This is a genomic window from Paenibacillus sp. J2TS4, from assembly GCF_018403245.1.
GTDB lineage: Bacteria > Bacillota > Bacilli > Paenibacillales > NBRC-103111 > Paenibacillus_L.
This window is the reverse complement of record NZ_BOSH01000002.1, coordinates 301,553-327,207: the sequence shown is the minus strand read 5'-3', so window position 1 is coordinate 327,207 and position 25,655 is coordinate 301,553. Positions and strand designations below refer to the sequence as shown.

The 25,655-nt window shown below is 47.1% G+C and carries 25 protein-coding genes and 1 other annotated feature; of the genes, 6 read left to right on the top strand and 19 right to left on the bottom strand.

Annotated elements, in window-relative coordinates; all coding sequences use genetic code 11:
- Positions 1-130: 130 nt before the first annotated feature.
- Together KJS69_RS05720 and KJS69_RS05715 are read right to left on the bottom strand one after the other, a co-directional pair.
- A complete protein-coding gene (locus KJS69_RS05720; RefSeq protein ID WP_213582463.1) occupies positions 131-1,171 on the bottom strand; it encodes a galactitol-1-phosphate 5-dehydrogenase in 1,041 nt (346 codons plus the stop codon).
- Complete coding sequence (locus KJS69_RS05715) at positions 1,131-1,376, bottom strand: hypothetical protein (RefSeq protein WP_213582461.1); 246 nt, start codon at positions 1,374-1,376, stop codon at positions 1,131-1,133. The genes KJS69_RS05720 and KJS69_RS05715 overlap by 41 nt, the downstream gene beginning before the upstream one ends.
- A gap of 172 nt (positions 1,377-1,548) precedes the next feature.
- On the opposite strand from KJS69_RS05715, the gene KJS69_RS05710 reads away from it, so the two are divergent.
- Entirely contained in the window at positions 1,549-2,346 is a 798-nt protein-coding gene (locus tag KJS69_RS05710; protein ID WP_213582459.1) for an IclR family transcriptional regulator, read from the top strand.
- A 42-nt stretch (positions 2,347-2,388) separates the two neighbouring features.
- On the opposite strand, the gene KJS69_RS05705 is transcribed toward KJS69_RS05710, so the two are convergent.
- Positions 2,389-3,573: an aminotransferase class I/II-fold pyridoxal phosphate-dependent enzyme gene (locus KJS69_RS05705; protein WP_283777437.1), complete on the bottom strand. Its 1,185-nt coding sequence runs from the start codon at positions 3,571-3,573 to the stop codon at positions 2,389-2,391.
- Between the two features lie 105 nt (positions 3,574-3,678).
- Positions 3,679-3,922 (bottom strand) — a binding site (T-box leader).
- 153 nt (positions 3,923-4,075) lie between these two features.
- On the opposite strand from KJS69_RS05705, the gene KJS69_RS05700 reads away from it, so the two are divergent.
- Positions 4,076-5,035, top strand: a complete 960-nt coding sequence (locus tag KJS69_RS05700; RefSeq protein ID WP_249730383.1) for a TetR/AcrR family transcriptional regulator — start codon at positions 4,076-4,078, stop codon at positions 5,033-5,035.
- 151 nt (positions 5,036-5,186) lie between these two features.
- On the opposite strand, the gene desA is transcribed toward KJS69_RS05700, so the two are convergent.
- The 3 genes from desA to KJS69_RS05685 all read right to left on the bottom strand — a co-directional run bounded on the left by desA (position 5,187) and on the right by KJS69_RS05685 (position 7,783).
- Complete coding sequence (gene desA / locus KJS69_RS05695; protein WP_213582457.1) at positions 5,187-6,197, bottom strand: Delta(5) desaturase DesA; 1,011 nt, start codon at positions 6,195-6,197, stop codon at positions 5,187-5,189.
- Positions 6,198-6,385: 188 nt separating this feature from the next.
- Complete coding sequence (locus KJS69_RS05690) at positions 6,386-6,586, bottom strand: cold-shock protein (RefSeq protein WP_213582455.1); 201 nt, start codon at positions 6,584-6,586, stop codon at positions 6,386-6,388.
- 237 nt (positions 6,587-6,823) lie between these two features.
- On the bottom strand, positions 6,824-7,783 hold the full coding sequence (locus tag KJS69_RS05685; protein ID WP_213582454.1) for an MsnO8 family LLM class oxidoreductase: 960 nt from the start codon (positions 7,781-7,783) through the stop codon (positions 6,824-6,826).
- A 489-nt stretch (positions 7,784-8,272) separates the two neighbouring features.
- Between KJS69_RS05685 and KJS69_RS05680 the strand changes: the two genes are divergently transcribed.
- The 3 genes from KJS69_RS05680 to KJS69_RS05670 all read left to right on the top strand — a co-directional run bounded on the left by KJS69_RS05680 (position 8,273) and on the right by KJS69_RS05670 (position 10,797).
- On the top strand, positions 8,273-9,232 hold the full coding sequence (locus KJS69_RS05680; protein ID WP_213582452.1) for an ABC transporter ATP-binding protein: 960 nt from the start codon (positions 8,273-8,275) through the stop codon (positions 9,230-9,232).
- Positions 9,229-9,987 carry an ABC transporter permease gene (locus tag KJS69_RS05675; protein ID WP_213582450.1) on the top strand — a complete coding sequence of 253 codons (759 nt, stop codon included), beginning with the start codon at positions 9,229-9,231 and terminating at the stop codon, positions 9,985-9,987. Before KJS69_RS05680 ends, KJS69_RS05675 begins: the two co-directional genes overlap by 4 nt.
- Positions 9,988-10,053: 66 nt before the next feature.
- A complete protein-coding gene (locus KJS69_RS05670) occupies positions 10,054-10,797 on the top strand; it encodes a MerR family transcriptional regulator (protein WP_213582448.1) in 744 nt (247 codons plus the stop codon).
- 551 nt (positions 10,798-11,348) lie between these two features.
- On the opposite strand, the gene KJS69_RS05665 is transcribed toward KJS69_RS05670, so the two are convergent.
- Positions 11,349-11,897 carry a hypothetical protein gene (locus tag KJS69_RS05665; protein WP_213582446.1) on the bottom strand — a complete coding sequence of 183 codons (549 nt, stop codon included), beginning with the start codon at positions 11,895-11,897 and terminating at the stop codon, positions 11,349-11,351.
- Between the two features lie 1,126 nt (positions 11,898-13,023).
- On the opposite strand from KJS69_RS05665, the gene KJS69_RS05660 reads away from it, so the two are divergent.
- A complete protein-coding gene (locus tag KJS69_RS05660) occupies positions 13,024-13,689 on the top strand; it encodes an SIMPL domain-containing protein (RefSeq protein ID WP_213582444.1) in 666 nt (221 codons plus the stop codon).
- Between the two features lie 77 nt (positions 13,690-13,766).
- Here KJS69_RS05660 and KJS69_RS05655 read toward each other — a convergent pair whose 3' ends face one another.
- The 12 genes from KJS69_RS05655 to KJS69_RS05600 form a co-directional block, all read right to left on the bottom strand.
- Complete coding sequence (locus KJS69_RS05655) at positions 13,767-14,033, bottom strand: alpha/beta fold hydrolase (RefSeq protein ID WP_213582442.1); 267 nt, start codon at positions 14,031-14,033, stop codon at positions 13,767-13,769.
- Between the two features lie 54 nt (positions 14,034-14,087).
- Entirely contained in the window at positions 14,088-15,485 is a 1,398-nt protein-coding gene (locus KJS69_RS05650) for an RNA-guided endonuclease InsQ/TnpB family protein (RefSeq protein WP_213583055.1), read from the bottom strand.
- A gap of 86 nt (positions 15,486-15,571) precedes the next feature.
- On the bottom strand, positions 15,572-15,760 hold the full coding sequence (locus tag KJS69_RS05645) for a hypothetical protein (protein WP_213582440.1): 189 nt from the start codon (positions 15,758-15,760) through the stop codon (positions 15,572-15,574).
- A gap of 123 nt (positions 15,761-15,883) precedes the next feature.
- Positions 15,884-16,663, bottom strand: a complete 780-nt coding sequence (locus KJS69_RS05640) for an ABC transporter permease (RefSeq protein ID WP_213582438.1) — start codon at positions 16,661-16,663, stop codon at positions 15,884-15,886.
- Between the two features lie 2 nt (positions 16,664-16,665).
- Positions 16,666-17,301 carry an ABC transporter ATP-binding protein gene (locus KJS69_RS05635; RefSeq protein WP_213582436.1) on the bottom strand — a complete coding sequence of 212 codons (636 nt, stop codon included), beginning with the start codon at positions 17,299-17,301 and terminating at the stop codon, positions 16,666-16,668.
- Positions 17,302-17,476: 175 nt separating this feature from the next.
- Positions 17,477-19,333, bottom strand: a complete 1,857-nt coding sequence (locus KJS69_RS05630) for an extracellular solute-binding protein (protein ID WP_213582434.1) — start codon at positions 19,331-19,333, stop codon at positions 17,477-17,479.
- A gap of 220 nt (positions 19,334-19,553) precedes the next feature.
- Positions 19,554-20,261, bottom strand: a complete 708-nt coding sequence (locus KJS69_RS05625; protein ID WP_213582432.1) for a hypothetical protein — start codon at positions 20,259-20,261, stop codon at positions 19,554-19,556.
- Positions 20,262-20,308: 47 nt separating this feature from the next.
- Positions 20,309-21,166 carry a hypothetical protein gene (locus KJS69_RS05620; protein WP_213582430.1) on the bottom strand — a complete coding sequence of 286 codons (858 nt, stop codon included), beginning with the start codon at positions 21,164-21,166 and terminating at the stop codon, positions 20,309-20,311.
- A gap of 181 nt (positions 21,167-21,347) precedes the next feature.
- On the bottom strand, positions 21,348-22,217 hold the full coding sequence (locus KJS69_RS05615; protein WP_213582428.1) for an SMP-30/gluconolactonase/LRE family protein: 870 nt from the start codon (positions 22,215-22,217) through the stop codon (positions 21,348-21,350).
- A 119-nt stretch (positions 22,218-22,336) separates the two neighbouring features.
- Positions 22,337-23,182 (bottom strand): carbohydrate ABC transporter permease, encoded by an 846-nt coding sequence (locus KJS69_RS05610; protein ID WP_213582426.1) that lies wholly within the window; start codon positions 23,180-23,182, stop codon positions 22,337-22,339.
- 43 nt (positions 23,183-23,225) lie between these two features.
- Positions 23,226-24,098 carry a carbohydrate ABC transporter permease gene (locus KJS69_RS05605; RefSeq protein ID WP_213582424.1) on the bottom strand — a complete coding sequence of 291 codons (873 nt, stop codon included), beginning with the start codon at positions 24,096-24,098 and terminating at the stop codon, positions 23,226-23,228.
- A 98-nt stretch (positions 24,099-24,196) separates the two neighbouring features.
- Complete coding sequence (locus tag KJS69_RS05600) at positions 24,197-25,567, bottom strand: ABC transporter substrate-binding protein (RefSeq protein ID WP_213582422.1); 1,371 nt, start codon at positions 25,565-25,567, stop codon at positions 24,197-24,199.
- Between the last annotated feature and the right edge of the window lie 88 nt (positions 25,568-25,655).

The window sequence follows — 25,655 nt, the reverse complement described above, 5'->3', positions numbered from 1 at the left end:
GGACCTAACGAAAACGTCCCTTTTCGTAAAAAGTAAGGAATTAAAGTGCACAATTACACGGTAATCGCAAAAGTTGCTAAAACTATCGAGTTGAAGTGCATATCTGCCCTTATTCATCTATTTCCCGCCTCTATCCGTCCGCTACTTGCAGCATAATTTTGGCCACTTTACCCGGATGGTCCAAGAGCTTTGCAAAACAGGCAGCCCCTTCCGACAGAGGGGCTATTTCTGTCCAAGGCAGTAAATTTACCCGTTGGCGGGTCACCCATTGCAGCGCTAATTCAAAATCTTCTGGAGAGTAGGCGAAGGCTCCCATCAAAATCAGTTCATTCCGAATCGCGTAATTAATCGGCAATGAACTGTCGGCTTCATGCAGTCCGGAAAAGACTACTTTTCCACCTGCCCGGACCGCGTTCATGCATTGATTTCGCGTCACGGTCATACCGACCGCATCGACCGCCGCATCAAACAACGGCTGCTCGGAATTCACGAAATCTGCTCTAAGATTCTCCAGCCGAGTGGCCGTCACGGCTCCGAGCTCTTTCGCAATCTCCAACCGAGCCTCATTGATATCCAGCACGGCGATATGATGAAGCCCGTACCCGAGAGCCGCCTGAAGAGTGAAGAGTCCAATCGGACCCGCTCCCACGATCAGCAAGCGATCCTGCGGTTTCAAGTTCAGCAGTCGGCAAACATGAATGGCACAGGCAAAGGGTTCCGTGAAGGCTCCTTCGATGAAACTGACCTCATCTGGTAAAGGGTACGTATTGCGCGCCGGAACCAACACATATTCGGCATAAGCCCCCGGTATGCCGGCTCCCAGCAGTTTTCGCCCAGAACATAGGTGGGCCTCCCCTTCCCGGCACCGATCGCAATGCATACACGATACTAGAGGATTAACGGTTACCCGGTCCCCGGCCCGGAAAATCGGCCTCTTCCCCTCACCAACAACCGCTACCGTTCCGGTAAATTCATGTCCCATCACAAGGGGGGGCTTGCGTAAAGAATTATGGCCCAGGTACCCGCCTAGCTCCGATCCGCATATACCCGCCGCTTCCACTTTAATAAGAAGCTCTCCCTTCCCGGGGACAGGCACCTCCACCTCACGCATGTTCATGATTCGAGGCCCTTCATATACAAGCGCTTTCATTTTCTCCCGTAAATTTCGCATCCTTCGACTCCCTTCCTGCGTTTAGTTGCCATTCTCTCTCATCCTTGATAGATGTCGGCAGCTTATATGAAGCGTAAATCATGCCCCCGAGCTTCTGAACCGCAGGAAGCTCCGGCAGCATCCCAGACAGGGCAGCTGTTATTGGAAGCTCTTTGAAGATTAGTTCCGCTCCCTTGGCAACCTGATTATTAAGGTCATGTGTCAATTCGTGCTTCTTTGCCCCCTATTTGCAATCCGGTTCTGTGCAGGTATAATTTCTAATATAGAAATTAATTTCTTATTGTATATAGCAATCTTAGCTAACGTTTCTGGATCGCGTCAAGTATTATTTTTGAATTAAATGGTATTTCCATTTCATATCCATACAGGAGGATTCTATGACAGAAAAGGATTCATTACTCAATAAAGCCGCTTCTTCTACCGTAATTAAAGCTCTTCGCATATTGGACAGTCTGTTGATTCTTTCCGCCGATCGGCCGGAAGGGGTCTCTGTTTCCGAGCTTGCCCGTCATTCAGGCGAGCATGCGAGCAGCGTTTGTAAACATCTGGCCGCCTTCCAGCAGTTTCAACTGGTCGATCAGCATCCTCATACAGACAAGTATGTCATCGGTACGTACAGTATGCGTCTGGCTGCAGCCGCGATGAAGCATATAGATTTAAGACGGGCAGCCAGCCGGCATTTGCATGAATTGATGGAAGCGAGCGGCGAAACCGTTCACCTCGTCATTAGGGACGGGAAGCGGGTCGTCTATATCGAAAAAGTGGAGACGAGCAAACCAATCCGCATGCATTCCAATCTGGGCACCCGCAATCCTCTCTATTGCACAGGAGTTGGCAAAGCGATTCTCGCTTTCTCGTCCCCCTCCCTTATCGAAGCCGTTATCGATGAAGGCCTGGTCCGGTTTACGGAGCATACCCTCACTACCAGCTCCGAGCTCCTCCAAGACCTGGATACGATTCGGAGGCGCGGATATGCTTTGGATCTGGGAGAACATGAACCGGAAGTTCATTGCGCCGCGGCTCCTATTTTCAATCATCTTGGCGAGGTGGTCGCCGCAATCAGTGTGGCCGGTCCCAAATGGCGGCTTCCTCAGGAAAAATTGGACCGGGCGGGTCAATTAGTCATGCGTGCGGCTAACCAAATTTCCAATCAGATAGGAGGAGCAAGAGATTGAAGAACGAGTCATCATTGAGCCCGTTATTCTTAATCCATCGTCCTAACTGAATCTGGGCAAGCTTTGGAGGAAACGGTCTATCCTCGCTAGAGCCTCCTCAAGTTGGGCCATCGAAGTCGCATAGGAGCAGCGGATAAAGCCTTCTCCGCCATGCCCAAAAGCGTTGCCTGGAACCGCAACAACCTTGGCTTCTGCCAACATCCGCTGGGCGAATTCCTCCGAGCTAAGTCCGGTATGTGAGATGGATGGAAAAGCATAAAACGCCCCTTGCGGCTCATGGCAAGGCAGGCCGATCTGCGTTAATCCTTGGACCACCATCCGCCGCCGCTGATTGTAGGAGTCCATCATGCGGTCCTTCTCTTCCAATCCGTTGCGAAGCGATTCCCATGCGGCAACCTGCCCCATAATGGGAGCGCACATAATGGTGTATTGGTGGATTTTCAGCATGGCAGAGATGAGCTCCGGATGGCCGCAGGCATAGCCTAACCTCCACCCGGTCATGGCGAACGCTTTGGAGAACCCGCTGACCAGAATCGTTCGCTCCTTCATTCCGGGGATGGAAGCCAGGCTGACATGCTTGCGGTCATAGGTCAGTTCCGCATAAATTTCGTCGGAAATGACGATCAGATCATTCTCCTCAACCACTTTGGCGATGGGCAGCCAATCCTCATAAGTCATAATTCCCCCGGTAGGGTTGTTCGGATAACAGACGATAAGCACTTTGGAGCGCGGCGTGAGTTTACTTGTCAGAGCTTCTGCCGTAAGCTTGAAGTTATTGTGGGCGAACGTTTCGATTTCAACCGGTATGCCGCCTCCCAACGAAGTGATCGGCGAATACGAAATATAGCAAGGAACAGGGATCAATATTTCATCACCGGGCGTCACTAGTGCCCGCAAGGCGAGATCGATCGCTTCGCTTCCTCCGACTGTAACCAATACCTCATCCGCCGGATCGTATTTTACTTGAAACTGGGTATACAGATAATTCGCGATTTCTTCCCTTAGCTCAGGAAGACCGGCATTCGGGGTATATGTTGTTCTTCCTTTTTCCAGAGCAAGCATGCACGCTTCCCTGGCCAGCTTCGGAGTAACAAAATCCGGCTCTCCTACTCCTAGCGAAATGATGTCCTTACTGCCCTCAACCAAATCGAAAAATTTGCGAATAGCAGAAGGTGGTATCGTCCGTACAGCCGGTGATAAATAATCCTTCATTGAGCTTTTATCCATGTTCATTCCCACCTTGTATAGAATGTTTAATTCAGGACATTTGCAATGTCCCTTTTATGAATCCTAAATAACGGAAATCCTAAAAAACAAAAAAACCCGCCCCTGTCTAGGGACGAGTTTATACCCGTGTTACCACCCTCGTTTCACGACCAAATAAATCGTGACACTCTGCAACGTATCTATCAATACGCGTTCCCTGTAACGCTGGACCTGCGGCAGAGCTTACTGTAAAGTTTCAGCCTGCTTCTCAGAGATGGCTTTCAGTCAGGCTCCGAACGTTGGTTTGCAGCTCCCCCAACTCTCTGTCAGATCGGAACGATAACTTACTCTTTCTCATCATCGAATTTATAATTGCATTCATTTGATTTGAACTCATTATAATTAGGTTCGTTCCGAATTTCAAGATAAATTTACTAAAAAATTTTATTAGCTGCGACGGTTTGCCTCGGAGCCTCTATGCCGAATTCCTCCAGATTGACAACCTAACGGATGCTCAGGTACGATGAAGGTCAATCATGAGTCATTGATGGACCGGACCCATTTTGAGGTGAATGTTATCATGCAGGACAAAGTTATTGACCGAAAGCAGCAGATTCTCGTCTCCGCCATGAAGCTGTTCGCGACTCAAGGATATACACAAACGACGATGCAGGAAATTGCGCAATACTGCAAAATGTCCAAAGGAAGCGTATACCTGCATTTTTCCTCCAAGGAAGAATTGCTGCTGGACATTTACAAATATTTTCACCAGCTGTTTGACGATAGAATGCAATGGATCCAGCAAGACACAGAGCTTAGCCCTCGCCAACGTCTGTTGAAAAAAATTGAGGTCCATTTAAACATGTGGCTGGAATATCCCGAGTTCGTCACAATCCAAATTCGGGAAAATCCCGGGTTTTCCAATGCAGAAATCAAGCAATTTTTGCGGGGAATCCATATTAAAGCTTTGCAAGCCTTAACGGAATCGTTAATTGAAGTCTACGGGGACTCCTTTCAGCCTTATACTTTGGATGCTTCGATTATATTAGGGGGCCTAACCGCTACTTTTATGGGGATTAACCTGGTCGATGAGGTAGAGCTTAATATCGAGCAGATCAGCGGGTATGTGATGACTACGCTCGATTACGTGGCGAGAGGTCTGCAGGAGGAACAGCCAGCTCCTTTAATTTCGGAGAATAACTGGCCGGCTATGTTTCAAGCCATTCATATGAAGTCCGCCGGGAATCCTCCTCCTCTGCTATTGGCTCAACAAATGAGAACCAACTTGTCTTCCCTATCTATCGGGGAGGAGGAACGACAGGACGCACTGGAATCTCTTCATATTCTCGAACAAGAATTGATGGAACTGAATCCTCGCCGGGCTATTCTCCGGGGCATGCTGGCCAATTTGAACCGGTTGGAGATTTTACACGAACAATCCCGGCAGCTGGCTCACGCCATTTCGCATTTGCATGGAATCTGAACGCTAATACAAAATAAAGAATGGTGGATCGAGGACTGCTCCCGCGCCACCATTTTTTATTACCATCTGCTTTAACTTTTGATCATAAGGGTAGATAAGTGCTGTATTTACAACCTCTAGCTCGTCCGTTTTCTAAAGCATAGTTCTTCGGCTATACATTACGTTTGACGGATATTCGCCGAAGTTCTCTGAATCCAATAAATGATTTGCTTTGCTCGTTCCAGATTCGAAAGCGGAGTGAGCGGAAGCTGGAAGCTATTGTGACTGCCTTGACATCCTGCAAGAATGGATGATGGTTATGAACCGCTTCGAGATTGTAATTTGGAATACGCGGACTTAAATGGTGAATGTGGTGGTAGCCGATATTACCTGTGATCCAATGCAGAAGCTTCGGTAATTTGTAGTAGGAGCTGCCTTGCAAAGCCGCCTTAACGTAATCCCAATCCTCTTCTTTCTCAAAATACGTTTCCTCGAATTGATGCTGAACATAGAACAGCCAGACGCCAACTGCCCCAGAGACAAAGAAAATCGGACCCTGCACCAGTAGAAATGCCTGCCAGCCTATAGCCCAACATAGTAAACACGCTATAGAAACAATGCCGAGGTTAGTGAGATAGGTGTTTAGCCGCTCCTTACGCCCCGCACGTTTCCGGTTAAACCTGTAATCGATCAGAAAAATGTAAATGGGACCCAAACCAAACATGACGAAAGGATTTCGATAGAGACGATAAGCCAATCGTTTTAGAGGAGAGGCGGATAAATATTCATCCACGGTAAGTGTCCAGATGTCCCCCGTCCCCCGTTTATTCAAATTACCGCTTGAAGCATGATGAACAGAATGGCTGTAGCGCCATTGGTGGTAGGGGCAATAAGTCAAAATACCGGTTATCGTTCCGACGATCTCATTGGCCAGCCGATTTTTAAAAAATGATGAATGACAGCAGTCATGAAAAATAATAAAAATTCTTATCAAAAACCCACCGGCCAGCACAGCTAGCGCAAGGGTGAGCCAATAGGATAGGGATAAGCTCAGATAGGCCAAGTACCAGAGCAAAAAAAACGGCAGCAGAGTATTAAAGAGCTGCCACACACTATGTTTTATTCGAGATTTTTCATAAGGAGCAATTTTCTTTCGCCAACCCCCTGTTTTCTCCTGAAGCATTCTTATCGATCTTCCTCTCTATCGAATCATATTGTTTCTGACTATAAGCCATGCTGAGGCTGCGAATGATATGCGGTTTCTCGGTCATACGGGGAAGGATAGCGCGGGGTTACAGGTATTGATTTGTTTATATTCCCAAAAAAACTGCCTTTAACCAATGTTAAAGGCAGTTTTTTAATTTCTTACTGTTACAGTTTTACAACATTCTCAGCTTGAGGTCCGCGGTTTCCTTGAACAATGTTAAATTCCACACGTTGACCTTCGTCCAAAGTTTTGAAGCCATCGCCTTGAATAGCTGAGAAATGAACGAATACGTCATCTCCGCCTTCCACTTCGATAAAGCCAAAACCTTTTTCTGCGTTAAACCATTTCACTGTGCCTGTTTCCATAATTGAATTACCTCCAACCATTTTATTAACATGTTTTTTTTTGCAGACAAACAAAAATCACATATTGAAAAAGGGATCATCGCACAAATGACAACCTTTTTCAATATGTGAAATTTAAGGTTAAAATTTGTCTACGAACACATAGTACCATACTGTTGCGCACATAGCAACCTTACCTTTAACTTACCTTTTACTTAACTGCTGCCCCTATCTTATCTATATGTTAGTTAAGTCTTCTTACGCATTCAAATCAGCGTCTTCGCACCTGCTTAATGCTTGCGCCAACAGCTCATAAGAGCGCAGGCGGCTATTGTAATCGCCGGTTAGAGTCACTGCGAGGAATTCATCGACTCCATACAGCTTTTGATATTCCTCCAATCGGGCTTTAACCTGTTCAGCGGTTCCAACCAGCCCATTGGGCTTAACTGTCTGTGATTCTTCCTTCTTGTTTCCATGCGGATTCCACATAGAACTTCCTTCTGAAGCAAGTCTTAAAGCTTCCTCCTCGGTCTCCGCACATAGGATGTTTATGGCAACGACCGCTTGAGGCGCTTGGGCTAGTGCCGAAGGCTGGAACTGTTTTCTGTAAGCAGACAGCACCTCCACCCCGTCGCGTTCACTCATAAACTGACCAAATACATAGCCTGTTCCGAATTGGGCCGCATAAGAGGCACTCCGATCATTCGTGCCCAGCATCCACAATTCCGGAGGGCAGGGCGGAATCGGGCGGGCGGTCACCGGATGCCCCTCCAACTCGTATTGGTCGGTCAGCAAAGCGGATAATGCCTGTATTGACTCCGGCAGTCTTCTGACGTTATCCAAAAAATTATCGCTCAGCGCAAGACTGACGTGAGCTGACCCGCCGGGAGCCCGCCCGATGCCTAAGTCCATTCGGCCAGGGCACAAGGAGGCCAGCAGGCGAAATGTCTCTGCTACCTTAATTGGCTTGTAATGTGGCAACAATAATGCCCCTGAGCCGAGCCGTATTCGTTCCGTCTGTGCCCCGATATAAGCCAGCAGCACCTCGGGCGCAGGACAGGCCAAGCCTGGAAGGTCATGATGCTCCGCGGCCCAATAACGGGAGTAGCCGAGCTCCTCAGCCGTTCTGGCCAGTCGTACGGCCTGCTCCAATGCGGCTGCCGAATCACTTGCTTCCAGAACCGGAACCAGATCCAGCACCCCAAGTTTTATTGCCATGAAGAGTCCCTTCTTTCTGCCCGCTGTGTGTATAATTCCATTGTATCATGACTTACAAGAAATAAGTGAATTTCCCTTCTGTTCCGCGGGGAGGTGCCACTGGGCTTAGTTTAATAATTATCGAATATTTATTTCATTAATAATTAATAACATTAATATTTAATGTCTAATATACTCCGTTAGTACAAGTTGGACCAGAAATCGAGATGGTGCTCTTTGGCGTACTCAACAGGCTGGATACCATTCTTCCTTGGCTTCAAAGATTGGACGCAAGATATACAATCCGCATTGTCAAAGGGCCTCGATAGCTGCAAGGCTGGAACGAAGGAGTTCCATTTTCTGTAAGAGTACACCCTCCTGCTCCTGTAAAATATGCTCGTAAAATTGTGTAAATGATAGACTTCACTATAAAAGTGAAACAGATAGTTGACTCTCCTCTTAGAGGATAGCTTATAGTTCCTTTTGTAAGAAATACGAGGAGGGAACAGTATGGATGAACATTATGAAATAGCTTTACACGATGTTAGCAAAGCATTTGGCAAAAAAACGGCCTTGGATAAGGTATCTCTCAAAGTAAAAAAAGGCTCGATTTTTGGACTGATGGGTCCAAATGGAGCCGGAAAGTCTACTTTGACCCGAATCTTAGCTACGTTATCGTTACCCGATGAAGGAACCGTAACCATCTCAGATTTAGATGTTGTTTCTAATGTGAAACCGGTTAGAAAAAAAGTTGGAGTCACGTTCCAGCAAACAACTGTATTTTCAACCGGAACAGCTTGGGAAAACTTATGGATTGCGGGAAAAATGTATGGCATGAGAACTTCAAAAATAAAGGAGCGAGGAGAATACCTGTTAAAGGAGTTTAACTTGCATCAAGTATCCAATGATTTAGTCGGTACTTACTCAGGTGGAATGAAAAGAAAACTGGATATTGCCATAAGTTTACTTCACCAACCCGAAGTTCTTTTACTGGATGAGCCTACAACCGGATTAGATCCCGAAGCTAGAAATACATTGTGGCAAATCATTTCAACTATTTCTTACAGGGAAAGAACCACCATTTTTGTAACTACCCATTATCTGGATGAATTGAACGATGTGGCGACTGATATTGCACTAATGAACAACGGAAAAATACTGGATATGGGAACACCAAAAGAACTAATCAACCAACTTGCAGCTGATCATATTGAAATTCACTATAGCACACTAAATCCCACAATGACTCAGACATTGGATGAGTATGTATCTGACCTGACTGAAGTCGTCGATTATCAAATAAAGCCCACTTCGTTAACAGTTATTAGTAGTAAGGGGCAAGAAATTTTGTCCAAATTATTGAAATTTTTAATCCATAACGATGCCGACATTGCATCTAGCGAGCTTAAACAAGCTAATTTAAATGATCTTTATTTGGCAAACTTCAAAGAGAAAGGGGATATACAATGAGCAATATATCGTTAATCCTATTATTAGCAAAAAAGAGATGGACACCATTAATTAAAAATCCAATAGCAATTATCCTTTCAATGTTTCAACCTTTGATTTTTCTCGTCCTATTTGGCACGATATTTTCAAGTATTTCTTCTGTCACCGGTTTTGAAGGTTCAAATTACGCAGCTTATATTCTACCCGGAATTTTGATCATGAATGCTCTATTTGGTGGAATATATCTGGGAATGAGTACGTTAGATGACATGAGAGAAGGAATATTTAACCGATACTTAGTCGCACCAAAGCGTAATCTCGTTTTCATTGCTGGTGATTTATTATATATTTTTATTTTTCAATGGATTCAATCTTTATTATTGGTGATTATCGGCCTTTTTATGGGGTTCAAACTGCCGACCGGGATTCTTTCTCCATTACTTTTTCTCATTACGCCAGCACTCTTCTCTTGTCTTATCGGAGCTATTTCCATAGGAATTGCTGTTCTAACGAAAAAGCACTCCACGATGATCGCTGTGATGCAATTTCTGTCCTTCCCATTGATTTTCTTATCCTCGGCCTTTATGCCGGACAATCTGTTGCCACAGTGGGTAAGTATTATTTCCATAATAAATCCGGTGAACTGGGTAGTTAGAGCATCACAATCTACATTCGGCCATTCACCCGCAATCAGCTACTATTTACTGATTATAGCTAGTCTTGTTATAGCCGTTTGCTTTTGTATATTCACGTATGGGGCCCAAAGAAAAAAATGAACCAATGAGTTGACTCTTACCTTAGAGGATACTTTAGTATAAAGAATATGGAAAGGAGGAAAAGAAATGTTCACCGTTCATGAAGTTGCCAAACTGGCTCATACAACAGTGAAGACGTTACATCATTATCACAAAATAGGTCTCTTGATTCCGGAACAAACGACAGACGCCGGCTATCGATTATATGGAAAAAAAGATATCGAACGATTACAGCAAATCCTGTTTTATAAAGAACTGGATTTTCCTCTTCAAGAAATCAAACGATTGCTCGACGGAAATATCGACAGGGAAAAAACGTTGATTCAGCAAAAATATTTATTAGAACATAAAATCGATAGATTTAAAGGACTGATCAAGACGATCAATTCTACTATCAAAAGTGCCGAAGAAGGAGTCGTTATAGATATGGAAACTATGTTTGAAGGGTTTAAAACGGAAAAAGAATGGCGCGAAGCCTTAAAAGACCACAATGAACATTTGAAAAACGAATATGAGTTTGACTTATCGAATCAAACCATGGATGTGGAATCAATGAACGACTCGGCCATGGAAGCACAGTCATTTAATGAAGATATGATTCGATTTTTACAAGAAGGCTTCTCTGCAAACGATCCGAAAGTATTGGAACGTATAAAAGAACATTTAACCTTTTTAGAAAAAAAAGGGCATCCATCTACACCGCAAGACTTTCTAAATCAGACCGAGTTTTTCATCGTTGATGATTTTCACAGAAATATGTTAGAGCAATGGCAAGTAGGTTACACTTATTTTCTCAATAAAGCAGCAGCTAATTATTTGAAAAATGAATAACGAGAAACATTAATTAATATATCCCAACTTTCGCAGAGCGAAAATCGATTTAAAAGATTGATTTAACTGGTGAAATATAAGTTTGGATATAAATGTTGCACAAATAGAAAACCATTGCTTTCTAATGGGTAAAGACGGTTTAGCTGTATTTCATGTAGGTAAATTCAAGTCAATGGTGGAGGGTGATTAGAGTAAATGGAAAAACTGCATTTAGAATCGAGTTTTTTTGCTGAAATCGCCTTTTTTGCACAAACTAGCTGCGGTTTTTCCACTTAGTTTCCGTCTTTCTCTCCAGAGGAGCAAACTAGCTGTATGAAATCCATTTAGACGGCCGCTGTTTAGCCCCCTGCAAGTACGGCACCAGCAGAAAATGAAAGTAGACGGATTTTCAAGGTAGACGAAGTCGGAAAGCATCACGGTACCGTCATGCAGCACATCAGTAGGGTGATAATGATGGCTTATTTTCAGAGTAGCTGTGCCCTTATCCAGACATGACCCGGCAAATTAGCGAGTTCAAGCTGCGAAAGTTAAGTAAATATCATCAGATTTCTTTAAACCTCTGATTTCATGTATTTCAAAAGGGGCCGATTGTCCCATACCTGTGCCTCAATATATCGTTCGGGACCGTTGGTCCCGTCTTTATTCCATTGTTGAGGCATCCCATATTCGGCTATGATATCCCTTATTTCTTGCATAGTATAGACTTGCTTGCGATAGGGTCTGTCGTCATTGTATCTCATCGTCGGAAAAAGATCCCCATAAGTGAAACTGACGGCTTTAGCATCAAATTGTTCTATAGGAATTATTAATTGCCGCCCTTCCCGATACCAGCCCTTAAGCCAGGGGCATTCGCCCAAGGTCATATAATGAGGACGCTTGCGAATAGGTTGACCGCCCTTTCTAATAAACAGCTCTCTCGCTCTATCCTCCAGATCACGCCGGATTTCCATATAATCGTCCGAGCGTTGACTGGAAAAAACCTCTCCTGATTGTCGAAGCTCATGGAGAACGTCCCTCGCCTCGTCCAAACTTAAATCCGATAGATTGCGAAAAGGCCCTGTCTCCCGCTCATAATAATGAAACAGTTCAATCGACACCATTATAATCCCCTCATCCCTTGCCACACGTAGAGTGCGACTTATGGCCGAATGCAACAAGTATCCCATATTTTAATCCACGCACTCATGCAGAGTGCGACCCGCGATAGCTTAATAGTAGATGATTATGAGAGACATTTCAATCCACGCACTCATGTAGAGTGCGACTCGACAATCGCGTTACCCATGCGGCGCTGGCGTGACCTATTTCAATCCACGCACTCATGTAGAGTGCGACATTTAAACAAAACTAACAAAACAATGATGATGTACGATTTCAATCCACGCACTCATGTAGAGTGCGACTGCGGAGTCTCAAATACAGCATACCACAAGGGCCCGTGAGCCCGAAAGTGCGAATCCCCATTTTTGCGTCTTATTTCAGACCGTATTTTTTCGTAAAATCCCCGAAACCCGCGTCGCTACGCTGGTGCGAATGTCCCGGGGTTTTCATGTGAGCTTAGGGTTCGCACCTAGGGGAGCTGAATTTAGTGATTTGACCGATTTTCCCGGTTTGGTGGAGAACGGCATGTATTTTTTGTGCGTACGCATTTACTAGTCCATACTTGAGATGAGATGGGTTGTTGGCTAGCGACTCCCCTTGCGAAACGAAATACGAATTCATGCAATTATACATGGATTCCTTATCGAAACAAGCTGTAATGAGAAAATGCCTGCGATCCTACATGAATTTCCGTACCAAACCACCCCATTCTCCATCGAAGCAAGAAGAAAGATGTATTTTGGCAGCTTTGCTGCAGCAACCGGTACAAACGGATTAAAAGGCAGTACAATTGCAGGCTTTCGAAGCTAACTTCAATTTTCGATGCAATGTTTGTGAACTTCTGCGATGTATACTGATGTTTACCGGTTTCCTGACGACTGACATGTATTTTTGCATGTCTTCTACGACGATATTTACATGGTTCCTCGGCATTGACATGCATTCATCGTGCTGTTGTTTGATGGCCGTTGATATGGAAGCGCTCAATTCCATACTAGTGACTACTTTGTGTTGCGATACAAACTACAAACCCTTACTACCTACACCGATTTATATAAGAAGAGCATCTTTAAGGCCAATTTTTCATACATTTAAGGTATACCTTCACAAGAAAGGAGTGACGCGATGAACGGTCAACCCATTAACAGGGCATCCGCTTCCAATCATTCTGAATGCCGGCCGGTCATTGAAGTCATGGGAGGAGGAGTGGTACAGGCCATTCCTGATCGGGCTGTAATCATTCTCGGAGCCGTAACGGAAGGCCCGGTCCTGCAAACGATCCAAGCTGAAAACGCCAATGTTGTAAATAATATCATTCATTCCCTGCTTACGCTTAACATTCCAAGACAAAAGATACAGACCCAGGATTATCGGATCGAAATTCAATACGATTATCAGGAAGGCAAACAAATTTTTCGCGGATATAATGTGACTCACCTGCTGGAAATCATTACAGAGAAAGTAGGACAAACGGGAGAGATAGTCGATACCGCCGTGGCCCATGGAGCGAATAGGGTTACAGGGATCCGCTTTACAATGGCCCATCCAGAAGTATACCAGCAGCGAGCCCTGTCCCTTGCCATTCGGAATGCCCGGAACAAAGCGATAACGATCGCCAATGCTTTGGGTATGTCCTTAACCGCAATTCCCTGTAAAGTCCAAGAGCTATCCCGACCTGCCGAGCCTGTTCTCTATCAGGCCTCTGTCCTTGCGGCCAGTACGGTTACCCCCGTCCAACCAGGCGAATTATCCATCTCTGCTGCTGTTCGGGTATGGTATGTTTTTTCCTAGATGAAATGTAAGAAAACACGATCTCTTTCAATCTCTCACAGAATGAAAGGTTATTTTCTTCCCTGTCAGGTGTTACCTCAAATGGGCAGGGGCTCTATTTCTTTAGGCAGATTCTTATCCATCATCCAGGCTTGTATGATTTGATTGAACAAATCGGGATTGGCTAATGATATTCCGTGGCCAATACCTGGAGCGACATATCCTTCGCACCGCGCATTGCTCTGAACGAGAGCGAGGGCTGACTGAATGAGTGCTTTTTTCTCCCGGCCCCCTACCAGAACTAATGTTCTTGCCGTATTTTTATTAAATCCATCTGGAATCCGGTAGGATGAATACTCCCCCACTTATCTACGCTGTCGCTTCGATGGAAGTGGAGGTTTCTAATGTCTCTTCCTGAGCTATCCCAGGAGGCTTAACACCAGTGGAGTTGACACGTTGATGGCCTGGTGACCACCCAACCCCTCTATCCCATTCGCTCCTTTGGCGGAGACGTTTGGGAATACTTTTCGCATGATATTGGCTGCACCATTGACGTCGGCATGAATCAAGCCCCGGGGGCTTGTATACAACCCGCGATGCATCCGTCTGCCTGTGAAGGTCCATGTTCCTTCTTCATCATAGCGCGGCAACAGATCTTGATCCAGGAAGCTGGCTTTAGAAGTGTAGGATTCCTCGGTCAGGATTACCTTCATCCCCCGTTCATCCGCCTTATAGCGAATCATTTCGATCAGCCTCTTGTGGGGAAGATGACAGAAGGTTTGATTGTTACGCCTTCCCATCGCAGGGGCTTGCTTCCATCCATCGTTATGACCGATGACGATCGTACCCACCTTTTGCTCCACGGCGATGTCGACGATACGATGACTCGCTTTGTGAAACAGGTCCTTGATTCGTCGTTGACGTTTAAGATGCAGCCGTTCTAATCGTCTGGAGGTGTGCATGCCTTCACGCGGCTTCTTCCCTTGTCGAAGAATACCGGTATAGTACGCTTTCATTTTGTTGTAGTACTGATTGATCGATTTCACGATCTTGCCCTTCACTACCACCGGTTTGGCCCCGGTCGTCGTGACGATGGTTGCAAGATTGTCGACACCAAGATCGATCGCCAGCACATGTTCTGACGAGACTTCCTTCTTTTCGATCGGATGCGCGAAGACCATTTCGACTACGTACTGGCCATGGCTGGGAATGACGCGCACCTGCATCAATTTCCCATCGGTACAGCCCAACTTGCCGATGTTCAGTTGCTGCTTCGTCCCTGGAAATTTGAGAAACTTCTGATGTTTGATGACACAATCCTGATTGGAGAACACCACTTCCTTCACTTTGCTTCGAGCGTAGCCCGGAATACGGGGCGGCCCGTTGTACTTATCCGGATGCTTGCGGTAGTCCTTGACACTCTGGAAAAAGGCCTTCCAATTGTGGAAAACGACCTTCATGATCCCCTGACTGCTCTGCGCCGGGAGCGACCGATAATCGGTTTGATCCATCACTTTGAACAAGGCGTCCAAAAAGTTGTAATGAATAAAGGGTTTTTCTTGTGATGGCAACTGGAACGGATGTAGACGGTTCTTGTTGCTTCGCCGCTCGTTCATCAAATCCAAATGCGCTGTGAGCGTATCCAAAACTTGCTGCTGTAACGGCTGTAATGGCTTCTTCGATCGAAAAGCAGTAAATACCTGTCGGATGTAAAAGTTCGTCGTATTATATACGTTCTTGGCATACTGACACGCTTGATCCAAGTAAGCAAACAAGCGATGGCCTGGCTTGATCCACACTTGCTGAGTTCTGTACATGAATGTTGAATCTGCCACGACCTCACCTCCTTCCCCTGCCAAAAAAAACGAATATACGTTCCTAATTCGATTATATCGCTAATGATTTAGGAAGGGAAGAGCATCTTGAGGGAAAAATCGGGAGGTCGCCGATTCACCTCGCCACTTATAGAAGAGGGAGTCCTCTCGGCGAGAAATGATAGATTTTCTTCAAGCACTTTAACAAGGGCGGACGTACTCATTTGGACCGAATCCTCGTAATAAGCGTCGAATTGCTCTTGGCCTATGTACAGCATCAATAATCCCCCTATCTGTGGGCGTCTCTCTAAATATTATCATGATTGGAGCCCCCCAAGAGCGAATATTTGCAAGCATCACATGGAGATCGTCCAAGCTTAATCATTAACTGATGCAAGATGCTATAGCTCCAGCTGATTGCGGCGATTAAAGAACGTCCGATAGCCAAACTGAACGAATAAAATAACCGACAAGGATACACTGCCGACAATTCCCAGCATAATGGCGATCTGGTATTCAATAGAGACGATTGGCGATGCACCGCCGAGGATTTGACCGGTCATCATTCCAGGCAGAAAAACAATCCCCATCCCGACCATGGAATTGATAGTCGGCATCATAGCCGCATCAAAGGCCCGGTTTACGATCTCCTTGCAGGCCTGTTTGGGAGTAGCTCCCAGCATCAATGCCGCTTCTACCAAATGCTTTCTCGAATGCATTTCTCCCATTAAAGTATTCACGCCCAGCGCAATACCAGTCATCGAATTGCCGACGATCATGCCGGCAATCGGAATAACATAGGTCGGCTGATACCAAGGGGACACCCCGATTACGACAAGAAGGAAATAGATTAAACTGACCAGGACTCCCGCCGACATGGAAAGAGCAACTAAATTTTTCATCGCCCGGTTAAGCTCGGATTTAATCCGTTTTTGGATCGTGTAAATAGCGAAAGCCAGCATAATTCCGACTAGCAATACGGTATAGAAGGGATTAGCGTTAGTGAAAACATATTCCAGAACATAACCTACAATAACAAGTTGAACCGTCATTCGTACCGTAGCGATGATGATTTCCTTTTCTCTGGAAATGCCTTTCGCTTTGACAATGGCGATCAGGATGAGCACAAATAAATATGCGGCGGCGAGACGCCACCATTCCAAATCGATGACAGAGCTCATGATCAGGCACCTCCTGCATGGATGAGACGACCATTGTCAATCTCTATTATGTATTCGGCAAAGGAACGAACGACGGTTGGAGAATGTGTAATCATTATGACTGTCTGTCCCCTGTGCTTGAATTGCTCGATGAGAGCCTCCATAATCTCATGCGAAGTCCCTTCATCCAATGCGGAGGTCGGTTCATCCAGCAGGAGGACCGGCGGCTGCAGCAAAAGCACGCGGGCCATCGCAAGCCTCTGTTTTTCCCCGCCGGACAAGGGTTCGCCGTCCTGCTCCAAATCTTTAGAGAGCCGCACAATATTCAGAGTGGAACAAAGGACATCATCGGTCACCATAGGTTTGTTGGAGAATTGGAGACCGATAAGCAAATTATGACGAAGGTTACCGCTGAATATAGCGGGAGCTTGCTGCAGCATCACTACTTTGCGCCTTAGTTCAACCAAGTCCATATTGGAGATCGGTTCACCGTCAAAGTAAATTTCCCCCTCGTCACAGCTGATCATTCCATTCAGCAGCTTGAGCAGTGTTGTTTTTCCGCTGCCGCTTTTTCCGACAATGCAAGTTACCTTATTAGCCGGAATCGTCAGTTCGGGAATGTCGAGAATCTGTTTTTTTACATGGGTCAAATGAAACATCGCCCGGTCACCACCTAATTGTTTAATCCTTTATTGCCAGCCTTATAGCCGCATTTATCAAAACTAACACTGTCCTTATCCGGCAGCCATAAAGCAAAAAGGGGGCGTTGTTAAGAACGGCCCCCATTTCTGGCAGAGTCTTCTATTCCTTCGAATAAGCTATCGATCTGCCGGATTACGGCAGCAGAGCATTCAGCTCCGCCATCATCGATTCGTAAGCATCAGAGCTCTTCATCTGTTCGATATGACGGTCCCAATCGTCCAGTGTAGCTTTACCGGTAATTACTTTAACCTTCAATTCTTCCAACAGCATATTCATCTCGATATAGTCTTTATTGCGCAGCACCAGCCGGGCTTCGGGTATAGTTATATCCTGATAGGAATAGCCCTCCCAATTGGAGACGGCTTCGACATAATAATCACGGATCGCGTCGGGAAGCTGGGTAAGTTCTGTTCCGGGCTTAGACAACAGCTCGGAATAACCGAATACGTTGGAAAGCGCAGAATGATCCACCTCCTCCAAATCTGAAATGGCCTTCCATTCCCCTGCCTCTTGCATAGCCAGGCCTTGGTCAAACCATGCCAATATTTTCAGCGCTTTGTCTGGCGAAACGGTGCGCGGAATAATGTACAAGCCGGCTCCTTCCGTATCCCAGGGCACCACTGGTGCAGCATTATTGGCTTGAATAGCCGGCAGCGGCACCCAAATCGGCACCCACACGTCGGAGGGATCCGAATCGGCCATAAGCGCTGCAGCCTGCTCCACGGTTAACGCCGCCGCTCCGGCCCGGTTCTGCTTCAATTGCTGGAGCACTGCTTCTTCACTCCGCACCGGAAATTCTTTATCGATCAGACCTTCCGCGTAGGCACGGGCAAGCCATTCGAGAGCCTGTCTCTCTCCTTGTTCGATGACCGTATCGCGAACCTCGCCGTTATCGATTGCAAAGCGACTCGGGATGCCCGAATAAGCCTGCTCCACCCAGGAGAAGGAGCCCAGTCCGTTACCGGCAATCCGCCCGGTCAATCCAACGGTATTGTCCTTGCCGTCCCCGTCAGGGTCCTGCTTGGCAAACCGAAGCAGCACCTCATAAAGCTCATCCATCGTTTCGGGAGCAACCAGCCCGAGTCTTTCCAGCCAGTCCTGCCTCATTACCGGGAAAGCGGAGTCATGCGGATGGGAAGGACGAGGGATGCCATAAATCCGGCCGTCGATCACCCGGGCGGACGAAGCGCCGCTCTCCGCCAAAGCCTGGAGCCGGGGGAAAGACTTCAGCCAGTCCGTCATATCGGAAGCAAACGAACGAAACAGCTCGTCGTCATAATTGTATGGATGCGCTATTAGCATCCAATCCGATGGGTCCCCAGCTGCTATCATCAGATTGACTTTCTCATTATAATGATCCGGTGGAATCAGGGAGAAGCGGATATCCACTTTCATTTCTTCTTTCATATAATCAACCAGCTGTTCCGGCGGACGGGCTTCCCCATTATCTGCTCTAGTTCCTATGCTGAAGTTAAGCGGCGCATTCGGATCGCTCACCAGGACGGAGCGCTCTTCCGGATTCCAGTGCACGTCCAGATCGCTCATTTCAGCTGCGTGGCGCAACGGAATCCACAACATCCCCTCTTCCACGAAAGGGGCCGCAGGCAGTGTATATACCGGCTGGCCTTCCATTCCCGCCTCCAGCCGATCTGCCCAATAATACAGCGTCGGGCCTGCAGGCCGGGTAGCCGACAGCTTCCTCTCCGAATCGTCCCATTCCAATTGGTAGCCTAGCCCTTCGAGCAACGCTTGGGCCGGCACCATCATCGTATCGCCGTCCAAGACGGCGGGCGCAGGCAGATAGACCTGAAGTCCATCGAAAGTCAACGGGAAGCCGGGAGCCCGTCCTTCCTGCCGCCATACCTGACTTTCCTCTTCCGTAGAAAGCTCATTAGAGGCCAACGCCCCGTGGGTCGATACTGTCGCTGACCCGATTAACATAGCGGCAGCGGTTAAGGCCAGCGCCGTTTGCTTTTGTTTTCTTTTCATCCAAACTCCCCCATTCATTCAAATGACTTATTCCTGCTCTGGATGGCTGCAAGCTTCGCATAAGTCATCTCTTGGTTGCTTTTACAAAGATCAGCTTATCATTAAATGGTTCTATATACTCAAGGAATTTCCTTTTATTTTCTTTCTCAAATTTATGGTTCCACCTCAGCATATCTATCAGGCCTTTGAAGGATGGCTTATAATTAGCCGCTTCTCTTCTCTATAATCTCTCTTTATCAAGCTTCATTCTCGGCCCTTCATACTCATCCATTCGACCGCCATGCCTGTTTAGAACGTATTGAATAATATTTCTCGCCTGCTGCAGATTCCCATGCTCTTCGTATTCGTGTAATAGACTTCCAAGTGTCCGGTCCCTTTGTGATACGGATTCTGCGAGCTTCTCTTGCTTCGTCAACCAAATTTTATTAAGAGCGCAGTAGCCTTCCAAAGCCCGGGTGATCAACGAAGCCGCTCCAATTTTGGACCCTCTGGCCGCTGTGCTCATTCCTTCCATATCCGATAATAGTTCGGTTAGCGTAATTCTCCAATTGTTAATCTGGAGATCGCTTAATGGCTCCGGCCCCCGGCTGTAGATAGTCCGAGCCTTGTCCATAAGTTGTTCCAAGTGCCCCTGACTATCCCATGCTTTCGACCCTGTCGCAAAGGCAAACATCACCGGTTGACTTTCTGCTATTGCTTTTTCCCAATAGGCAGCCGGATAATAGTAGGCTTCCACCAATACTCCCTCATAATATTTCTTGTTATTCCATCCTTCGTTCCCCTGGACGACAATATAGAAATCAAGATCCGATGAATCTGTGCCGTGTCCTTGCTGAACCGATCCAAAAAAAAGAACTCCACACACCGCAGAGTCCTGTGAAGTTTGATTTAGGAATGCCTGATAGGCTCTCTGGAATTTTTCCTTCATGGGCTTCAATTTACTCGCTTTGATTTTTCTACCTTACTGCAACTCCCCTATCTTTTTTGCAAAATCATCCACCATTTGCTGTTATATTGCTCAAGCTTCACTTCTTCCAAGCCTACATCGGCTTCTTGAATCCATTCTCTCGCTAATTGAATATAGGAGCTGTGAAATTCCGTAGAATAACCTAATTTCTCGTAACCCGCATGAGTGCAATTATCAAAAATCATATACCCGCCTTGTTTCAACAATCTACCTAGCGTCGATATAATGCGAATAAAGCTTTCATATGCTGCGTTCTTTAATTCTCCCCGGTTATAATAATCCATCACCGCCTGCAGCAATTGAGGCTCAATGGTCCACCAGTTGCTGTTTACGGTATCTATTCCCTCTTTGCTTGCGATGATCGTCTGGATAATATCATTAAGGGCGTGGTGCAGTGCGATGACATCAAAGGATTCACCCCCATAATAATTCAAAATATGGGCTCCGTCATCCTCGATCACCCGGATATCGATACGTAACCCCGCTGTTTTAGCCCTAAAATTGCGGGACAATTCCTTGTTCAGATTTGCGGTTGCATATTGTGCACCCTTTCCTGTATACGCATCCAATGCTTTAGGAATATAAACCGTATCTCCCGCAGCAATTTCAAAAAGCATAGCATTGGCAGGGACCGCCAGCCGCTCAAAAAGATTAAACCATGATGCTGTGTAGAACAATTCAAACAGTTCAGGGCCCATCTCCCCCGATAGCTGGATGGGGACACGGATCACTTGCTTTAATTCTTTCTCCAATTCTGCAGCGGTCATCTTGCCCAAACGCAAAGCCGTTTCTTCCGGAAATTGCTTAACCAGAAGTTGCTCGAATTTTCCTGCCTCCACCTGCTTGGCCAGCACATTCAAATCCATTGTCATCACTCCATACCAGGGATTTACGAATGACGAAAAAATGCCCAAGGAGTAATTCCTGCATCCATGGGCACTATTTCGCCACCGACAAGTTAAACATACCATAAATTTACATCATGCTGTTCTCTTTTTTGGAGTGAGACAGATCTTTCGATGGCCGATATAGCAATTGTTCCGTTTGTCATCCTTGAAACGCTATCGTTTGCATCCCTTTTACTCCCGGCTTTGTTCGGAAAAGGCTGCCGGCTAGCGGATACTCCTCCAGGTCTTGTTCAGACATGCCTGTCCGTGCGGTAGTGATATAAAGTTGATCCAGGTTAGGGCCGCCAAAAGTACAGGAGGTTACAAGTGGAACCGGAAGCTCGATCTTTCCCAACTGCTTGCCGCTTCCGGGGTCCCATCTGGACACCCGGGCTCCGCCCCAATGAGCTATCCACAGCATCCCTTCCTCGTCAATCGTCATTCCGTCCGGAAAGCCCTGATCTTGTTCCAAGCGGACGACCGCCCGTCTGTTGCTGATTGCCCCTGTCACCGCCTCGTAGTCAAAGGCGGCCACCTCTCTAGTTGGTGTATCGATGTAATATAGAGTGTCCCCGTCCGGACTCCAGGCCAGTCCATTGGAGCAAGATACGGATTCCACCATCCGCGATACTTTCCAGTCTTTGTCGAGGCGGTACAAGGCTCCTTGGCCGCCCTCTCCGGTTAACGACATCGTTCCGGCCCAGAATCTGCCCGCCGGATCACATTTCCCATCGTTAAAGCGGTTGCCAGGCAGTTGCTGTTCGGGATCATGAATGGCCGTCAGCTTTCCACTCTCTGGATCATAGGCATGGAACCCATGCTGAAGCGCCAGCAGCAGGCCTCCCGCTCGGCGGGGAACGACTGCGCCGATCATCTGATTCAGGGCGGTCTTATGTATTGTCTCCTTATGCGGATCGTATTCGTAAATCGTTTGCCCGATAATATCCACCATGTATAGCACTTTCCGCCGCTCATCCCATGTCGGCCCTTCTCCCAGAACTGCTTGAATACCAGCTACGGTTTCTACCATTATCCGTCACCTCATTTGTTTAATTGGGGAAAGGCGCCTTTTCCAATCGAATTCTATCCCGCTGCTTGCTATTTTTCCTTGTTTGGGAAGCGCTGTCAAGTTTGCCCCCCAACGCACCGTCAGCCTTTAACAGCGCCCACCGTAATTCCTTTTACAAAAAACCTCTGAAAAGCAAGGAAAAACAGCAGCATAGGGATAAAAGTGACCGTCGCCCCGGCCATGGCAAGCCCCAAATTAATGCTCTGCGTTCCATAAGCCAGCTTCGATACCGCAAGCGGCAGGGTAAACATTTCCCTCTTGTCCGTAACGACCAGCTGCCACAAATACTCATTCCATACCGCCACAAACGAAAAGATCCCCAGTGCGCCGATCGCCGGCTTAACCATAGGCAGCACTATGCTGATAAACGTTCGGATTTCCCCTGCTCCATCGATCCGGGCCGCTTCCAGAAGCTCATTGGGCAACGATTGCATATACTGCTTTACCAGGAACACCCCGAACGGATAAGCGATAAAAGGCACGATCAGCCCGGCATACGTATTGATCCATTTCAAATCGGCGATTAACAGGTAGAGCGGAATCAGCAGGACCTGATTCGGCAGCATCATCGTGATCAGCATCAGCCAAAACAACGGCCTCTTCCCGGGAAACTGCTTCTTGCCAAAAGCATACCCTGCCGTCGTACTGGTCAGAATAGCCCCAATCGAGGCACAGCCGGCAACAAAAATGCTGTTGAACAGCCAGCGGAAGGTCGGATTGTTCGTGAACAAATGATCATAGTTGGCCAGCGTCGGTGATTTCGGGAACCATTCCGGGGGCATCTTCATCGTATCTGACAAAATTTTGAAGGAGCCGGTCAGCATCCAGTACAGAGGCATTAGGGAAATCAGGGCCAGAACAATCACAACCGCCAGCCCCAGCACACTCCAGCCTCTCTCTGTCGCACTCATTTTGCGGTAATCCATCTTTTAACGGGTCCTCCTTTTCCATCAGCGGTCATTTCGGAAATCAAAACTCTGTGTCCTGTCCGAGCAAGCGGAAGTTAAACCAGGCCAGGAAGCTGACAATGACCAGCATAACCACACCAAGCGCGGAGGCGTAACCGAAATTAAAAAAATCAAATGCAGTCTGATAAATGCGGTAAACAATCGTCTGCGTCCCGTTAGCCGGCCCCCCGTTGGTAAGCAGCATGATAACGACAAATACCTGGAAAACGGCTATCGTCTGCGTCACCATAACGAACAGCGTTGTCGGTTTTAATAGAGGAAGCGTAATCCGGAAAAACCGCTGCCGGCTGTTGGCCCCATCAATCATGGCCGCTTCCTGCAAATCTTGGGGAATTCCTCCTAAGGCGGCCAGATACAGAATGATAGGCTGACCCAGCACCAAGGTAATAACAACTATAATAATGGAAACGAGCGCTTTGCCTGGAGTTCCGAGCCAAGCGACCGGCTCCAACCCTACTAGACCGATCAAATAGTTTAATAGCCCGTAAGTTGGATTATAAATCCATACCCAAACCATGGATAGGACTACTCCGCTCGCTACAACAGGCATGTAGAAGGACATCCGGAAGAAGGTCTGGACATGTTTGTTTAACGGATAAACCACTACGGCTACCAGGATAGAAATAACGACAACAGCCGGAACGACACCCAGTGTAATAAGCAGCGTGTTGATTAACGCCTTCCAAAAGGCATCGTCATGATAGAGGGCTATATAATGCTGCAGCCCAACGAATTCCCTCGTATTCAGCTTAACGTCGTAAAAGCTGAAGCCTACTCCTTGAATCAAAGGCAATAATGTAAAGATGACAAAAAAGAAGTAAGCCGGAAGGAGAAAAAAATACGCCCATCTAGCCTGTACGATTTTTCTGATCAACCTTATGCCCTCCTTCCTTTTCTATTCCCTAAGCAGACGCAAACCGAAAGACAGGGGTACGGAATGCCGCTATCCCGGGCATCCGTATCATTCCTATATTATTTCGCCAGTATTTTATTTACTTCCCGCTCGTAATCCTCCAACGCTTGGGCCGGTGTTTTCTGCTTTAATAGAACCGCCTGAATTTCCGGCTGCAGCAGAACGCGAAATTCCGCATATTTCGGATGGGTCAGGCCCATATCCTCCAGCCCTCGTTCTTCAATTATTTTCTGCAGCACCTTGTAGTTAACGTCCTCTTCCATGGGAACCCCGGCCGATTTTTTTACCGGGAATTGTCCGGCGCCCTTCGCATACACCTGCTGATGCTCCGTATTGTTGAGGTATAACAAGAATTCAATAACCCATTGCAATTTGTATTCGTCATCCTGTTTGAATACGGCGAAGCCGGTTGGTCCTACAGGAACCCCATTGCTGACTCTTTCGTCATTAGGCTGGTGGACCATGACCAGATCGTGCTCCCCTTTCGTCTTGCCTTCTTCCTTGGCGGCGTTCAGTCGGGCCCAGACTGCCAATGTATCGCTATAAGAGCCCAGTTGACCCTGCCACATCAGCATATCTAATTCCCCGTGTTGAGTCGTAACGGCACTTGGCTGCAGCATGCCTTCGTCGTTCAGCTTAACCAGATATTCCAGCGCTTTAATGGCCTCCGGGCTGTTCAAAGCTGTCTTGCTGTAATCGCCGTCCTTGAACAGCTTGGCTCCGAAGCCCCAGAGGAAGTTCAGGATGCCTTGGTCGGCCTGCGAAACCGCAATTTGTGCGGCATATGGGAAGACCTTGTTCTTCTCGGCTATCGCACGGATCGCCTCATCGAACTGCTCTATCGTCCAGTAAGGGCTTTCAGGTGTCGGCAGGAGATCCTCCTTGCCCTGCCGCGTCCATAACTCCTTGTTGACGACAAGGCCTGCCGCCCACGCATAGGCAGGGAGCGCATGAAGGTGTCCGTCAATGGTATACATATCCAGGTAATCCTGAATATAATCATCCAGCTCCTCCTGCGGCAGCAGGTCTTCCAGATTCTCCAGCACCCCTTCATAGGCGTACTGTGCAGTTCTTCCAAGGTAATCACGCAAAATATCTGGAGGCGTTCCTCCTGCGATGGCTATGGGCACTTTCTTAGGAAGATCATCCCATGTAAGCGTTTGAATATCGATGGTTACATGAGGGTGAAGATCCATAAACTTCTGAGCTTGAATTTTCTCGTAGTCGCCGTAATTTTTAGTTTCATCTTCCATTCCCTCAATAAATTGAAAACGCGGGTCAATCCAATAAGTGATGGTGACCGGCTTGTCCCCGGCGGCCCCATCTGATCCGGCCCCCGGAGAAGAACTTCCCGGCTGGCCGGCGCAAGCCGTGAACATTAATAAGACCGTGAGCAGTCCGCTCATAATCGGTAAACGAAACTTTCTCATCCCATTTCCCCCCTAAAATCATAATAGTCATGTATAGGAACAGGCGAACCTGCAGCTATAAACGGAACACCGGGCCGATTCGTTGCTG

Bases quoted from the DNA above. Each gene is read 5' to 3' on its own strand.
- KJS69_RS05720 (WP_213582463.1), bottom strand. From the start codon at position 1,171: ATGCGAAATTTACGGGAGAAAATGAAAGCGCTTGTATATGAAGGGCCT.
- KJS69_RS05710 (WP_213582459.1), top strand. From the start codon at position 1,549: ATGACAGAAAAGGATTCATTACTCAATAAAGCCGCTTCTTCTACCGTA.
- KJS69_RS05705 (WP_283777437.1), bottom strand. From the start codon at position 3,573: ATGGATAAAAGCTCAATGAAGGATTATTTATCACCGGCTGTACGGACG.
- KJS69_RS05700 (WP_249730383.1), top strand. From the start codon at position 4,076: ATGAAGGTCAATCATGAGTCATTGATGGACCGGACCCATTTTGAGGTG.
- desA (WP_213582457.1), bottom strand. From the start codon at position 6,197: ATGCTTCAGGAGAAAACAGGGGGTTGGCGAAAGAAAATTGCTCCTTAT.
- KJS69_RS05690 (WP_213582455.1), bottom strand. From the start codon at position 6,586: ATGGAAACAGGCACAGTGAAATGGTTTAACGCAGAAAAAGGTTTTGGC.
- KJS69_RS05685 (WP_213582454.1), bottom strand. From the start codon at position 7,783: ATGGCAATAAAACTTGGGGTGCTGGATCTGGTTCCGGTTCTGGAAGCA.
- KJS69_RS05680 (WP_213582452.1), top strand. From the start codon at position 8,273: ATGGATGAACATTATGAAATAGCTTTACACGATGTTAGCAAAGCATTT.
- KJS69_RS05675 (WP_213582450.1), top strand. From the start codon at position 9,229: ATGAGCAATATATCGTTAATCCTATTATTAGCAAAAAAGAGATGGACA.
- KJS69_RS05670 (WP_213582448.1), top strand. From the start codon at position 10,054: ATGTTCACCGTTCATGAAGTTGCCAAACTGGCTCATACAACAGTGAAG.
- KJS69_RS05665 (WP_213582446.1), bottom strand. From the start codon at position 11,897: ATGGTGTCGATTGAACTGTTTCATTATTATGAGCGGGAGACAGGGCCT.
- KJS69_RS05660 (WP_213582444.1), top strand. From the start codon at position 13,024: ATGAACGGTCAACCCATTAACAGGGCATCCGCTTCCAATCATTCTGAA.
- KJS69_RS05650 (WP_213583055.1), bottom strand. From the start codon at position 15,485: ATGTACAGAACTCAGCAAGTGTGGATCAAGCCAGGCCATCGCTTGTTT.
- KJS69_RS05645 (WP_213582440.1), bottom strand. From the start codon at position 15,760: ATGCTGTACATAGGCCAAGAGCAATTCGACGCTTATTACGAGGATTCG.
- KJS69_RS05640 (WP_213582438.1), bottom strand. From the start codon at position 16,663: ATGAGCTCTGTCATCGATTTGGAATGGTGGCGTCTCGCCGCCGCATAT.
- KJS69_RS05635 (WP_213582436.1), bottom strand. From the start codon at position 17,301: ATGTTTCATTTGACCCATGTAAAAAAACAGATTCTCGACATTCCCGAA.
- KJS69_RS05630 (WP_213582434.1), bottom strand. From the start codon at position 19,333: ATGAAAAGAAAACAAAAGCAAACGGCGCTGGCCTTAACCGCTGCCGCT.
- KJS69_RS05625 (WP_213582432.1), bottom strand. From the start codon at position 20,261: ATGAAGGAAAAATTCCAGAGAGCCTATCAGGCATTCCTAAATCAAACT.
- KJS69_RS05620 (WP_213582430.1), bottom strand. From the start codon at position 21,166: ATGGATTTGAATGTGCTGGCCAAGCAGGTGGAGGCAGGAAAATTCGAG.
- KJS69_RS05615 (WP_213582428.1), bottom strand. From the start codon at position 22,217: ATGGTAGAAACCGTAGCTGGTATTCAAGCAGTTCTGGGAGAAGGGCCG.
- KJS69_RS05610 (WP_213582426.1), bottom strand. From the start codon at position 23,182: ATGGATTACCGCAAAATGAGTGCGACAGAGAGAGGCTGGAGTGTGCTG.
- KJS69_RS05600 (WP_213582422.1), bottom strand. From the start codon at position 25,567: ATGAGAAAGTTTCGTTTACCGATTATGAGCGGACTGCTCACGGTCTTA.